This window comes from Spelaeicoccus albus, from assembly GCF_013409065.1.
In the GTDB taxonomy this organism is placed as follows: domain Bacteria; phylum Actinomycetota; class Actinomycetes; order Actinomycetales; family Brevibacteriaceae; genus Spelaeicoccus; species Spelaeicoccus albus.
Genome location: NZ_JACBZP010000001.1, coordinates 2,798,747 through 2,811,750, shown reverse-complemented (window position 1 = coordinate 2,811,750; position 13,004 = coordinate 2,798,747). Strand labels below are relative to the sequence as shown.

13 protein-coding genes and 1 other RNA gene are annotated in these 13,004 nt (G+C 66.1%); 7 read left to right on the top strand and 7 right to left on the bottom strand.

Annotated features, from left to right (window positions below):
- Nucleotides 1-150 precede the first annotated feature (150 nt).
- Nucleotides 151-1,269 (top strand): alanine dehydrogenase, encoded by a 1,119-nt coding sequence (gene ald / locus BJY26_RS13090; RefSeq protein ID WP_179428680.1) that lies wholly within the window; start codon nucleotides 151-153, stop codon nucleotides 1,267-1,269.
- A gap of 53 nt (nucleotides 1,270-1,322) precedes the next feature.
- On the opposite strand, the gene BJY26_RS13085 is transcribed toward ald, so the two are convergent.
- Nucleotides 1,323-2,087 (bottom strand): FadR/GntR family transcriptional regulator, encoded by a 765-nt coding sequence (locus BJY26_RS13085; protein WP_179428679.1) that lies wholly within the window; start codon nucleotides 2,085-2,087, stop codon nucleotides 1,323-1,325.
- Nucleotides 2,088-2,159: 72 nt separating this feature from the next.
- Here BJY26_RS13085 and map point away from each other — a divergent pair, with 72 nt between their 5' ends.
- Both map and ppgK read left to right on the top strand, forming a co-directional pair.
- A complete protein-coding gene (gene map, locus BJY26_RS13080; protein ID WP_179428678.1) occupies nucleotides 2,160-3,032 on the top strand; it encodes a type I methionyl aminopeptidase in 873 nt (290 codons plus the stop codon).
- Nucleotides 3,033-3,067: 35 nt separating this feature from the next.
- Nucleotides 3,068-3,898, top strand: a complete 831-nt coding sequence (gene ppgK, locus BJY26_RS13075; RefSeq protein WP_179428677.1) for a polyphosphate--glucose phosphotransferase — start codon at nucleotides 3,068-3,070, stop codon at nucleotides 3,896-3,898.
- A 2-nt stretch (nucleotides 3,899-3,900) separates the two neighbouring features.
- Here the strand turns inward: ppgK and rnpB are convergent.
- An RNA gene (gene rnpB / locus BJY26_RS13070) (RNase P RNA component class A) lies at nucleotides 3,901-4,279 on the bottom strand.
- Between the two features lie 86 nt (nucleotides 4,280-4,365).
- On the opposite strand from rnpB, the gene BJY26_RS13065 reads away from it, so the two are divergent.
- A complete protein-coding gene (locus BJY26_RS13065) occupies nucleotides 4,366-5,127 on the top strand; it encodes a YaaA family protein (protein ID WP_179428676.1) in 762 nt (253 codons plus the stop codon).
- Between the two features lie 49 nt (nucleotides 5,128-5,176).
- On the opposite strand, the gene BJY26_RS13060 is transcribed toward BJY26_RS13065, so the two are convergent.
- Together BJY26_RS13060 and BJY26_RS13055 are read right to left on the bottom strand one after the other, a co-directional pair.
- Nucleotides 5,177-5,905, bottom strand: coding sequence for a zinc ribbon domain-containing protein (locus BJY26_RS13060; protein WP_179428675.1), 729 nt, complete (start codon nucleotides 5,903-5,905; stop codon nucleotides 5,177-5,179).
- A gap of 6 nt (nucleotides 5,906-5,911) precedes the next feature.
- A complete protein-coding gene (locus tag BJY26_RS13055; RefSeq protein WP_179428674.1) occupies nucleotides 5,912-6,775 on the bottom strand; it encodes a Nif3-like dinuclear metal center hexameric protein in 864 nt (287 codons plus the stop codon).
- Nucleotides 6,776-6,888: 113 nt separating this feature from the next.
- Here BJY26_RS13055 and BJY26_RS13050 point away from each other — a divergent pair, with 113 nt between their 5' ends.
- The 3 genes from BJY26_RS13050 (at nucleotide 6,889) to iolB (ending at nucleotide 10,107) form a co-directional block, all read left to right on the top strand.
- Nucleotides 6,889-8,388 (top strand): fatty acyl-CoA synthetase, encoded by a 1,500-nt coding sequence (locus tag BJY26_RS13050; RefSeq protein ID WP_308191275.1) that lies wholly within the window; start codon nucleotides 6,889-6,891, stop codon nucleotides 8,386-8,388.
- A gap of 82 nt (nucleotides 8,389-8,470) precedes the next feature.
- A complete protein-coding gene (locus BJY26_RS13045; protein WP_179428672.1) occupies nucleotides 8,471-9,208 on the top strand; it encodes a GntR family transcriptional regulator in 738 nt (245 codons plus the stop codon).
- 11 nt (nucleotides 9,209-9,219) lie between these two features.
- Complete coding sequence (gene iolB / locus BJY26_RS13040) at nucleotides 9,220-10,107, top strand: 5-deoxy-glucuronate isomerase (RefSeq protein ID WP_179428671.1); 888 nt, start codon at nucleotides 9,220-9,222, stop codon at nucleotides 10,105-10,107.
- 51 nt (nucleotides 10,108-10,158) lie between these two features.
- Here the strand turns inward: iolB and BJY26_RS13035 are convergent, their stop codons facing one another.
- From BJY26_RS13035 to BJY26_RS13025, 3 genes are read right to left on the bottom strand one after another with little or no spacing between them, the layout of a single operon-like run.
- Nucleotides 10,159-11,016, bottom strand: a complete 858-nt coding sequence (locus BJY26_RS13035; RefSeq protein WP_179428670.1) for a sugar phosphate isomerase/epimerase family protein — start codon at nucleotides 11,014-11,016, stop codon at nucleotides 10,159-10,161.
- Nucleotides 11,013-12,044: a Gfo/Idh/MocA family protein gene (locus BJY26_RS13030; RefSeq protein WP_179428669.1), complete on the bottom strand. Its 1,032-nt coding sequence runs from the start codon at nucleotides 12,042-12,044 to the stop codon at nucleotides 11,013-11,015. Before BJY26_RS13030 ends, BJY26_RS13035 begins: the two co-directional genes overlap by 4 nt.
- Before the next feature lie 26 nt (nucleotides 12,045-12,070).
- Nucleotides 12,071-12,976 (bottom strand): sugar phosphate isomerase/epimerase family protein, encoded by a 906-nt coding sequence (locus BJY26_RS13025; RefSeq protein WP_179428668.1) that lies wholly within the window; start codon nucleotides 12,974-12,976, stop codon nucleotides 12,071-12,073.
- Nucleotides 12,977-13,004: the final 28 nt, after the last annotated feature.

Here is a 13,004-nt window from a genome sequence, read left to right as displayed (position 1 = left end):
GCACGGATGCTACGATTCCAAAAGGTATTCCGCGCAAACCTTATAGCGGAGCGGTCAGCGGTGACCACGGGCTCACGCGACGGCGTGAACGTCGCAGCGGACTCCGTCGCCGCGTCATATTTGTCGTCACGAAGAAACTAGGAGTCACCCGTGAAGATCGGCGTCCCTCGCGAAGTCAAGAACAATGAATTTCGCGTAGCCATCACCCCGGCCGGCGTGCACGAGCTCAGCGGTCGCGGGCACAACGTCTACATTGAAAGCGGGGCCGGCGCCGGATCGCATATCACCGACGACGCTTACACGGCCGCGGGCGCAACGATTCTGCCGGACGCGGACGACGTCTGGTCCACGGCCGACATGCTGCTCAAGGTCAAGGAGCCGATCGCCGAGGAATATCACAGGCTCCGCGGCGATCAAATCCTCTTCACGTATTTGCATCTGGCCAACGACAAAGCGCTCACCGATCAGCTCGTCGCCAAGAAATGCACGGCGCTGGCGTACGAGACCGTGCAGACGCCCGACCGCCGGCTTCCGTTGCTCGCGCCCATGAGCGAAGTGGCCGGAAGATTGTCGACCCAGGTCGGCGCCGCATCGCTGCTGGCACCCGCCGGCGGCCGCGGGCTCCTGCTGGGCGGCGTGCCGGGAACCGGGCGCGGCAACGTCACGGTGTTGGGCGCCGGCGTCGCCGGGTTCAATGCGGCACAGATCGCACTCGGCCTGCGCGCCAACGTGAAGATTCTCGACATCAACGTCGACCGGCTCCGCTACCTCGACGAGCTCTACCGCGGCGAGCTGCAGACCATCGTGTCGAACAGCCTGACGGTCCGTGAAGCGGTCACCGAGGCCGATCTCGTGATCGGTTCCGTGCTGATTCCGGGGGCGAAGGCGCCCAAGCTCGTCACCAACGAACTTGTCGCCCAAATGAAGCCGGGAAGTGTTTTGGTCGATATCGCCATCGACCAGGGCGGCTGCTTCGAGGACTCGCACCCGACGACCCACCAGGACCCGACGTTCCAAGTGCATGGCTCCACGTTCTACTGCGTGGCCAATATGCCCGGCGCCGTGCCGAACACGTCGACTTACGGGTTGACCAATGTGACATTGCCGTACGTCACGGCGCTTGCCGATAAGGGGCTGAGCGCCGCACTGGAGAGCAATGAGTCGCTGGCCAAGGGCCTCAACACGCACGGCGGACACATCACGTTCAAGGGCGTGGCCGATGCATTCGGCGCCGAGTACGTGGACTGGAAGACGGCGCTGGCCGCCTAAAGTCTCCGGCGAGTGGTGGATGCGTGCCCGGTTACCGGCCGGTAACCGGGCACCTATTCGCCGCTCGCGGGGCCGGTCGACGGCGTCCCGGACGGTAGCGGCGTCATGGTCGTGGCGCGGAAGTGCTCCTCCGTCAGCCGCCCGGCGTCCTCGGCCTTGCCCGATTCGATGGCTGCGGCGATCGCGGCGTGCTGACGGACCGCTTGTTTGTGCAATTCCGGCGAATAGGGATCGTGGCGGAAGCCCGCGTTGATGGCTCCGTCGAGTTCAATGGCCATCCGCACCACGTGGTCGTTGTGCGCCGCCGCGGCAATGGCCGAATGGAATGCGCTGTCGGCAGTGCGCGCGCCCGCCGCGTCACCGGCCGATTCATACGCCAGCCGGGCACTGCCGATCTGTTCGAGGTCGTCGCCGTCGCGGCGCGCCGCGGCCGTCCGGGCGATCTGCTGTTGAATGAGCGTGCGGGCGTCCAGCAGGTCCTGCCGCTCGGCCCAGAACGGGGACAAGCCGGCCAGCGCCTTGTCGGCGGCTTCCGATCCGGCCGGGACACCGCACACGAACGTGCCGCCGCTCTTGCCGCGCCGACGCCGCAATGCGCCGATCCCGGCCAATCTGTCGAGGGCGGCCCGCACGCTTGATCGGCTCACGCGCAAAGCGTCGGCAAGATCCCGTTCGGCCGGCAGCTTCGTCCCGGGCGGCAGCGCTCCCACCGTAATGGCGGCCAAAATATGATCGCGGATCTGCTCGGGCGCGCTCTTGTGCACGACGACGCCGTCCAGCGCCTCGAGACCAGGAGCAGTGGGAAATTCATTGGTCATGACTGGGTCAAGTTTACGTCAGCACCCCGTGGGCCCTGCTCCGGTCGGCCGCGAGTGGTTACACTTTCTGACATGTCTCCATCGCAGTCGGCACCGCGTGGCACGGCCCGGCCGGGCACCGTGTCCCGGCACCGAGAGGTCCCGGCCGACATCGTCCGGCCGGGCTATGTCGGAAAGCCCGAGCCGGCGCCGTTCACCGGCAGCGAGGTCAAGTCCGCAGAGACAATCGAAAAGATCCGCATTGCCGGCCGGATCGCCGCCGACGCCATTGCCGCGGTCGGGGAGGCCATCCGCCCCGGAGTCACCACCGACGAACTCGACAGGGTCGGCCACGAATTCCTCATCGACCATCACGCCTACCCGTCAACGCTCGACTACCGCGGCTTCCCCAAGTCGCTGTGCGCCTCGGTCAACGAAGTCATCTGCCACGGCATCCCCGATTCGACAGTGCTGGGCGATGGCGACATCGTGAACATTGACATCACGGCGTACATCCACGGCGTCCACGGCGACACGAATTTCACGTTCTTGGTCGGCGACGTCGACGAAGAGTCCAAACAGCTGGTCAGCCGCACGCACGAGGCAATGATGCGCGGAATCAAGGCGGTACGGCCGGGCCGGCAGGTGAACGTGATCGGCCGGGTCATCGAGTCGTACGCAAAGCGCTTCGGCTACGGCGTGGTGCGTGATTTCACCGGCCACGGCGTGGGCGAGGCGTTCCATTCCGGTCTGGTGATTCCGCACTACGACTCGGCTCCGGGCGGCGCGGACGAGATACTGCCGGGCATGACGTTCACTATCGAGCCCATGCTCACCCTGGGCAGCGCCGATTGGGAGATGTGGGACGACGGGTGGACGGTTGTCACGAAGGACAAGCGCCGGACCGCCCAGTTCGAGCACACCCTGGTGGTGACCGAGACCGGGGCCGAAATTCTGACACTGTGACTGGCGATGGATCGATCAGCGACGAAAGGGCACTTGTGAGCAAAAAGCACCATCTCGCCGTCGGCGTCGACATTGGCGGATCCGGAATCAAGGGTGCGCTCGTCAACCTTCACAAGGGCAAGCTGGTCAAAAAGCGCACCCGCATTCCCACCCCGCGGCCCGCCGATCCCGAAGCCGTCGTCGATGTCGTGGCGGACGTCGTCCGGAGCGTGGCCGAACATGCGGCCGATCACGACGTGATCGAGTCGCCGGACGAGATTACCGATCTCCCGCTGGGCGTGACTTTTCCGGGGATCATGAAATCCGGTGTCGCGCATTCGGCCGCCAATTTGGGTGATCATTGGGTCGGTCTGGACGTCGCCGGCATGATCTCGCAGGCGACGGGGCGCACCGCCACCGTGCTGAACGACGCCGATGCGGCAGGACAGGCCGAAATCGACTTCGGCGCCGGAAAGGATACGAAAGGCGTCGTGTTGATGACGACTCTCGGCACCGGAATCGGATGCGCGCTGTTCTTGAACGGCAAGCTGGTGCCGAACGTCGAGCTCGGGCACATCGAGATCGACGGTCATGACGCCGAGACCCGGGCGGCGGAATCGGCTCGCGACCGTGAGGGACTGGATTGGCGGCAATGGGCCGACAGGCTGCAGCGGTACTACTCGACGTTGGAGTTTCTCTTCTCGCCGGACCTGTTCATCGTCGGCGGCGGCGTGTCAAAACGCTCCGAGGAGTTCTTGCCGTTACTCAACTTGGACACGCCGATCGTGCCGGCCGGCCTGCTCAATGAGGCCGGCATCATCGGCGCGGCCGCAATGGCCGGGCACGCGGCCAAGAAGCGCCGGAAGAACTCGGCCGGCCACGGCTGAGGCGGATGGGCCGCTCGTACGCCGGGTCCTGTTCCCAAGTGCGGTTACCCGACTCGGGCGACGGTCATCTATCTCGACGTACGGTTGCCCGCACGTTCCAGCAGTCCACCCGGCGACTCGGGCGGGCAGCCCTCAATCGTCGCCTGTCCGACCTTGCTCCAGACGGGGTTTACCGAGCCGGACCAGTCGCCTGGCCCGCTGGTGGTCTCTTACACCACCGTTTCACCCTTACCGGCCCGTACGGGCCGGCGGTTTGTTTTCTGTGGCACTTTTCCCGCGGGTCACCCCGGGTGGGCGTTACCCACCGTCTTGCCCTGTGGAGCCCGGACGTTCCTCGGCGGCCTTCGACACGAAGACCGACGCGACCGTCTGAACGACCCATCCGTGCTTCGATGATAGCCGACAAGTCCGCGCGATCCGGCAGCCGGGCGCCGCTGAGGACAGCGGCCGCGACTATTGTTGGAGACATGCTCATCCTGCTACCGCCCTCGGAAGGAAAGACGCCGGCGACCGGCAAGGATCGACTCGACCTCGCCGCTTTGACCTTTCCCGAGCTGACCGATGACCGGCGCATAGTGCTGGAAGCGCTCGTCAAGGTCTCGGCGCACGAGGATGCGCTCCGCGTCCTCGGCGTCGGCGATACGCTCACCGACCAAGTGCAGCGCAATGTCCGGCTGGACACCGAGCCGGTCGCGCCCGCGCACAGCGTGTATTCGGGCGTCCTGTACGAGGCCCTCGGGTATCGGTCGATGACGGCGACCGCCAAAAAGCGGGCCGATGCGAGCATCCTGATCGTGTCGGCACTCTTTGGCGCCGTGGCCCCGCCGGACCGGATCCCTGCGTACCGGCTCTCGATGGGGACGAATCTGCCGGGGCTCGGGCGCCTCTCATCGTGGTGGAAGTCAAGACTTGCTGTGCCGTTGACCGCCTATGCGCACGACCAGCTGGTGATCGATTGCCGGTCCTCCGACTATGCGACGGCGTGGAAGGCGCCGGCAGGCTCGGTTGCGGTGCGCGTGTTCCGCGAATCGGGCGGCAAGCGCACCGTCGTGTCACATATGGCCAAGCAGACGCGAGGAGAGCTGGCCAGGCATCTGCTCACTCGCCGCGGCCGCGCGCCGCAAACCCCGCGCGATTTGCTGAAGATCGCCTCGACCCGTTGGACGGCCGAATTGCAGCCGCCCGCCGGATCGCGTCCGGGCTCGTTGGATCTCATTTTGCCGGGCTGATTCGGTTTGCCCGGCCGGCGTCGCCCGGCCCTGTATCACGCGCGGGGCGTCACGCGCGGATCAAAATCCTGTCGCACTCGGGACAACGCAGTACGAAGTCTTCTTCGGCGCGGGAGAACTGTTGCAGCTCGCTGGGCGAAAACATTTGCCCGCACGCGTCGCACGCTCCGCTGCGCACGGCGGCCGCCGCCACACCGCCAAGCCGCTCGCGAAGCGAGTCGTAGAGCTGGAGCAGCGCCGCATCGATGCCGTCGGCAGCGCCGGCCCGCTCCGCCGTCAGCCCATCGCGTTCGGCCGCCAACTTCTCCAGCCCGTCGTCGCGTTGCCGGCTGATCTCGGCACTTTCCGCGTTCAACCCGTCCAGCTCGGCCTGCACGCGGTTCACTGCTTCATCGGCGGCCTCGACGGCCTCCATCTTCTCCAGCTCATCCATCTCGAGTTCGCCGCGCCGATCGGTCAAGTGCGCGATATCGGTCTGCAGCGCGGTGAGGTCCTTTGACGACCCACTGCCCGAATCCAGCCGCGACTGATCCTTGTCGATCTTGTTCTGCACCTGCTCGACAGCCATCTCGGACTCGCGTAAATGCGAATTCGCCTCCCGCTGCCCGGCCTCGGCTTCGGCAAGCCGGCTTTCGGCGTCGGCCAGACGTTTGGCGTTCTCCTCAAGCTTGGCGTGCTCGGCAAGTGTGCGCTCGCGATGCGCCACGCCCAGCAGTTTCGAGTCGATGGCCTGCAGTTTCAAAAGCGCCGCCTGATCGGCCGCTGGTGCTGTCGCCATTGCTGCTCACTCTCCGCTGGGAAGTTGAAAAGTCCATGGATCGGTGTTTGTGACACTGACCGTTGCCTCAACCGTAATACCGCGGGCCCGCAGGCCGTCCACGACGGTGCGCGCAGCCTGCGCCGTCCACAACGATTCGCCTGCCCAGTGCGAGACGTCCACGAGGTACGGAGTGCCCCGGCCGGCCAGTGCGGTCTCGCGTGCTTCGGACGCCGGGTGATGACGCAGATCCGACGTCACGTACACATCGGCGCCGGATGCGCGAACAAGATCGAAATACCCGTCGCCCGCTCCCCCGCACACGGCTACCCGCCGAACCCGCCCATCCGGCGGACCGGCGACGCGGACCCCTCCGGCCGTGGCCGGCAACGCCGCCGCCACGCGCTGCGCGAACTGGTTCAGGGATTCTTCCCGTGCAAGGTCGCCCACACGACCCGGGCCCGACGACGCGCATGGCCGCGGTTCCGGTGCGTTCAGCGGGCGGGACTCCTTGACGCCGAGCGCCTCGATCAAAGTCTGCGACACGCCGTCCGGCGCAATGTCCGCATTGGTGTGTGCGTTGATCAACGCGATGCCGCCCTGGATCAGCCGGTGGATGACCGCCCCCTTGGCGTCGCCGGCGTCAACCGCGTGCACACCGCGCATCAGCAGCGGGTGATGCGTGACTATCAGCTGCGCGCCGGCCCGTTCCGCCTCCCGGGCGACGGCCATGGTCGGGTCGACGGCGAACAGCACGCGGGTGATCTCCAACCGCGGGTCGCCGACGGTCAGCCCGACGACGTCCCACTCTTCGGCCGAATCCTGCGGCCACGCGTTTTCCATGACGCCGACAATGTCGTCGATGCGGGCGGGCCGGCTCGGTGAATCCATACCGACAAGGCTAACCGGCGCCGGCGCACCGGCCACGCCGGCCGGTCACGGCGTCTGCCGAAAAAGTCGGCGGCAGCCGTCCGGAACGACGGGCGAGCCGCTAGCGTATGGACATGGACATTCGATCAAGTCTCATCGGCGACATCCTGACGCGCAGCGGCGAGCAGTACCCGGACACGATCGCGGTGCGGTTCACCGACCGGTCGTGGACGTACCGGCAACTCGACCTGGCCGTCACATCGGTCGCTGCCCGGCTGCTCGAATCCGGTTTGTCGAAGGGCGACCGCGTCGCCGCGTACGGCAAGAACTCGGACACGTTCCTCATTGGGTTTCTGGCCTGCGTGCGCGCCGGGCTCGTGCACGTGCCGGTCAATTTCCAGCTCACCGGCGACGCGCTGTCCTATATCGTGACGCAATCCGGGGCGCGCGCCGTCCTGCTCGATTCCGCGCTGGCCGCGAATTTCGATCGGATGCCGGGCGAGCGTCCCTCCACGGTGCTGCGGTTCGACGGCGAGCTGCTTGACTGGGCGCTCGAGGGCTCCGCGGACGACGGCGTCGATCCGGCCATCTTCGACGTCAGCGACACGGACGTCGCACAGCTGCTCTACACGTCCGGTACCACTGCCGCGCCGAAGGGGGCGGTGATGACGCACCGGGCCCTGGTGCACCACTACGTGTCGTCCATCGTGGCGCTCGACTTCACCGAGCACGACGAAGTGCTGCACGCGCTACCGCTGTACCACTCGGCACAAATGCATGTGTTCTTGATGCCGAACCTGGCCATGGGCGCGACCAACCACATCATTCCCGCGCCCACCCCGGACGCCATCCTCGGGGCGATCGCCGAGCATCACATCGACTCGTTCTTCGCGGCGCCCACCGTATGGGTGGCGCTGGCCAATTCGTCCGGCCTCGAACGGCTTGCCTCGCTGCGCAAGGCCTACTACGGCGCATCCATCATGCCCGTGACCGTCTTGCGCCGGCTGCAGGAGCAGTTTCCGGACATCGGCTTCTACAACTGCTTTGGGCAATCCGAGATGGGACCGCTGTGCACCGTGCTGCGCCCCGAGGATCATGCCGACCGGCCGGGATCGGCCGGTAAGCCAATACTTTTCGTGTCGCTGCGATTGGTGGGGCCGGACGGCGCCGACGTCGCGCCGGGCGAGCCCGGCGAGGTGTTGTATCGCTCGCCGCAGCTCTGCGAGGGCTATTGGGACAAGCCGGATGAGACGGCAGCGGCGTTCTCCGGGGGCTGGTTCCACTCCGGAGACCTCGCCACGCAGGACGATCAGGGATATATCACCATCGTCGACAGGCTGCGGGATGTCATCAACACCGGAGGCATCGTCGTGGCTTCCCGCGAGATCGAGGACGTCGTATACGAACTGGGCGCCGTCGGCGAAGTTGCGGTGGTCGGCGTCCCGGACGACAAATGGATCGAGGCCGTCACGGCGTTCATCGTGCGCAAGGGCGACCTGACCGCAGACGAGGTGATCGAGCACGCGCGGAGCCGGCTCGCCGCGTACAAGGTGCCCAAGCGGATCGAGTTTGTCGCCGAGCTGCCGCGAAATGCGTCCGGCAAGATCCTCAAGCGCGAGCTTCGCACTCGGTGAGGGTCCCCATTGCCGGGCGCACCTGGTAGGCTCAGTATGTCCTGACAAACTGACATGACCATGCCGGCAGGAGTCCATCAGCATGAGCCGACTGAACTTGTCGATCGATCGTTCCTCGCCCGTGCCGTTGTACCACCAACTTGCCGAAGGAATCGGCTCGGCCATCCGTGACGGCACGCTCGAATCCGGCACTCGGCTCGACAACGAAATCGAGCTGGCCGCCCAGCTGCGGGTTTCCCGGCCCACCATGCGCAAAGCGTTAGCGCACCTTGTCGATTCCGGCCTGCTGGTCCGCAAGCGGGGCGTCGGCACGCAAGTGGTCTCTGCCCACGTGCGCCGCCAACTCGAGCTTTCCAGTCTCTTTGACGACCTGCAGCGTTCGGGTGGGACGCCGTCCACCGACGTGCTGCGGTTCGACCATTGCCCGGCCGATGATGCGACGCGTGAGAAGTTGCAGCTCCCGGCCGGCTCGGCCGTGTACGACTTCACCCGGCTTCGCAGTGTTGACGGCAAGCCCCTGGCGTTGATGCGCAACTGGGTTCGCGACGACATCACCGAACTCGACGAACGGGTACTGACCGAGCACGGCTTATACGAAACGCTTCGCGACGCCGGTACGAATTTCCGGCTCGCCCATCAACGTATTGGGGCAGTCGTGGCCGACGTCGAGCAGGCCGAACGGCTCGGCGTCGACCCCGGCGCGCCGCTCGTGACAATGGAACGCACGGCCGTCGACGACGTCGGCAAGTGCGTGGAGACGGGCAGCCATGTGTACCGCGCCGACACCTACACGTTTGAAATGACTCTCGTCCACCGCTAAAGGAGTCCCTCATGACCGAATGGTTCTTTCCCAAAGGCACAGCTTCCGCGGGCAGATGGCACGTCTCCCTGGGCACCCCGGAGTCGACCCCCGTCAACGGCTGGCAGTACACCGGAATCCGCGTCGCCGACCTCGAACTCGGCGCGTCGGTGTCGTTGCCGGCGGCGGCCGAAGAGCGCATCGTCATCCCGCTGCGCGGCTCGTTCCGCGTCACCACCGGAGACGAGTCGTACGAGCTGGCCGGCCGCGATTCCGTGTTCACCGGCCCGGCGGACGTGCTCTATACCGGCACCAACGCCGACGTCCGGATCGAACCGATCGACGGCGGACGCGTCGCGGTGGCGTCGGCGCCGGCCAAGAACTCGTATCCGGTCCGGCATATCCGTGCGTCCGAGATCCCGGTCGAATTGCGCGGCGCCGGCAACTGCTCGCGCCAAGTGCACAACTTCGGCACCCCGGCTGCTCTCGAAGCCGATCGCTTCATTGTGTGCGAGGTGTTGACGCCCGCCGGCAACTGGTCGTCGTATCCGCCGCACAAGCACGACGAGGAAACGGACGGCGAGACACAACTCGAAGAGATCTACTACTTTGAAACCCGGCTGGCCACCGGAATGCCGGCCCCGTCGGACGCCGACCCGCTCGGCTATCAGCGGGTCTATGCCTCCGATGACCGGGAAATCGACGTGACCGCCGAGGTGCGCACCGGCGACGTCGTCCTGGTGCCGTTCGGTTGGCACGGCCCCGCCATGGCGCCCCCGGGCTACGATCTCTATTACCTGAACGTGATGGCCGGCCCCGGGCCGGTTCGCCAATGGCTGATCAGCGACGATCCTGCGCACGGCTGGATCCGCCGGACCTGGGACGATCAGCAGATCGACCCGCGGCTGCCGTTCGGGTAGCGGCTCGGCGGGCCGGCTTTTCGACGCCCGCGCGCGGTCGATGCGAACCGGCTACCGGGCGGCGGTGCGTTCGCGGATCTGCCGGAGCTGATATCGCGACGATTCGGCGGCGTTCTCCTCCTCGGCGAACACGCTGGACACGAGAGTGCCGTCGAACCCGATCTCACGCAGCCCGGAGAACGCTTCGTCCCAATTCACGTCGCCGTCGCCGATGTTCAGGTGCTGGTGGACGCGGGCCGTCGATCCGGGCGGATTGACGATGTACCGCAGCCCCGACGAGCGACGGTGGTCAAAGCTGTCTGCAAGATGCACCTGACGCAGCAGCGGGCCGGCGTCGCGCATGATGCCAAGCGGGTCGGACTGCATGTGGAACGTGTGCGGCGTGCAATACAGGAATCCGACATGATCCGAGTTCAGCGCGCGAATGAGGCGCAGCGCGGCGTGTCCCTCTTCGACGAAATCGTCCGGATGCGGTTCGATCCGCAAGTCGATGCCTTCGCGTTCAATGATCGGCAGCAGCTCTTCCATCGACCGGAAGAACGCCCGCTCGGATTCCTCGGCGCGTTCGGGCCTGCCGGAGAACTCCGAATTCATCACCGGCACGCCCAGGTCCACGGTGATCTGGATGGCGCGCTTCCAATACCGGACGGCGGCTTCGCGGGCGTCCTCGTCCGGGCCCGACCAGCGAAGCACGGGAAGCACCGAGCAAATGCCGACTCCGGCATCGTCGCACGCCTTGCGGAACGCGCGCACCGTGGCGTCATCGGCCTTGGGGTGGCCATAGAACGGGATGAAATCGGCGTGCGGACTCATCTCGAGGTATTCGTACCCCATTTCGGCAACGACACCGGGCAGTTCGAGCAGGCTGTGGCTGCGGTGGAACGGTGTCGGGTCAAGTGCGATCTTCATGAGTGATATATCTCCGGCTTGGTGTTCAGTTCGACGGTGACGGCTGCGTCCGATTGTTGGGCTCGGACGCCGGCGGCGCAGCATGCCGCGGTCGCGTACCCGTCCCAGGCGCTCGGACCGCCGATCTCACCGCGCGCCGCGGCGTCGACCCAGCTTTGCACTTCGGCTTCGTACGCGTCGCCGAACCGTTCTTCGAACCCGGGAGTGACGACGCCGCCCCAACGACCGGACGCCGCTACCTCCGGTCCGCGGTCCCGCCCGATGTTGACGATTCCGCGTTCGAACACGGCCTGCGTCGTGACCTGGTAGCCGAATTCGGCATTGACGAAGATCTCGACGTCGGCCAAGAGCCCGCCGGTGGTCTCGATCAGCACGTGTTGCGGGTCGTGCTGCTCGTCGGGGGCGAACGAGTTCCGGCGGCCTCGCCGGATCTGGACCGAAGCGATCTCTTCGCCGGTCAAATAGCGGATCACGTCGAATTCGTGCACCACCGAGTCGGTGATGAGCATCTCGTTGGTGAACCCGGGCGGCGTGGACGGATTGCGGTGCGCGCAGTGCAGCATCAGCGGCGCGCCGAGCTCGCCGCCGGCAAATATGCCGCCGAGCGCTGCGTATTCGGAGTCGAAGCGGCGCATGAAGCCGACCTGGATTCGCTGACGGCCCAGCCTCTCTTCGGCTTCGACGATCCGCCACGAACTGTCGGGCTCTTGCGTGAGCGGCTTTTCGCACAGGATCGGCATATCTTTTTCCAGCGCGGCCAACAGGATGTCCTCGTGCAGGAATCCGGGGGTTGCCACGAGGACGGCATCCACGTCGGCCCGCGCCAACGCTTCAGTCGGATCCGTCAGGGCGACGGCGCCGGGCACGTCGCGCACGGCGTCCGTCGCCCGGGCCTCGTCGACGTCGACGACAGCCGCTACGCGCGCTCCGGAAATACGCGTGTCCAGACGGCGAATGTGGTCGGCGCCCATGCGTCCGGCGCCAATCACCGCGACGTTCAGCCGGTCGGAGGTTTTCGATGCGTCCATAGTTCTCTCCCTGAGCGTGAGTGGCGTTAGTTGATCGTCGTCCGAGATCCGCAGGACAGCAGATAGTCCTTCGTGCGCCGAGCGATCGGCAACGGCACGTCGAACGGGACCGGGTACATGTCTTGTTCCACGACGCCGAAGATGTCCTTGTCCAGAGCTTCGACCGCGTCGATCACGCTGCGCAGATCGGGAAGACCCGCGGGTGGTTCGACCATCACTCCGGCCTTGTTGGCCGCCGCCCAGGTGAGGTCGTTTTCGCGCACGTGGGCAAGAACGGCCGGGTCGATCTGCTTCAAGTGCAGGTAACCGATGCGGTCGGGATACTGACGGATCAGGTCCAGGCTGGAGGCGCCGCAGTATTCGGCGTGCCCGGTGTCGAGACACAAATTGAAGAATGCCGGATCGGTCGCCTGCAAAATCCGTTCGATGTCCGGCTGCGCGCCCACGTGGCTGTCGGCGTGCGGATGGAATTGCTGCGCGAGTCCGTAGTCGTCGGCGAGGATGCGGCCGAGCTTGTCGTGACCCGCGCACAGATCGTCCCACTGCCCTGCCGTCAGCTCGCCGCTTTCCACCGGCTGCCCCGTCACGTCGTCGCGCCACATCGCCGGAATGACGACGATATGCTTGCCGCCCACCGCGGCAGTCAGCTCGGCGACTTTCCTGGCAGGCTCCCATGCCTCGTGCCACTGGTCGGCGCCTCGGTGGAACGCCGTGAAGACTGTTCCGGCCGCGACCTGGAGGTCGCGCCGCTCCAGTTCGGCGCGCAGAACTTCCGGGTCGGTCGGCAGGTATCCGTAGGGGCCGAGTTCGATCCACCGGTATCCGGCGTCGGCGGCTTCGTCGAGGAAGCGTTGCCACGGGGTCTGCTCGGGGTCGTCGGCAAACCAGACTCCCCAGGAATCAGGTGCGGTACCGATCGTCACAGTGCTCATCGGGCTCCTTGTCGTGGGCTCATCGTTC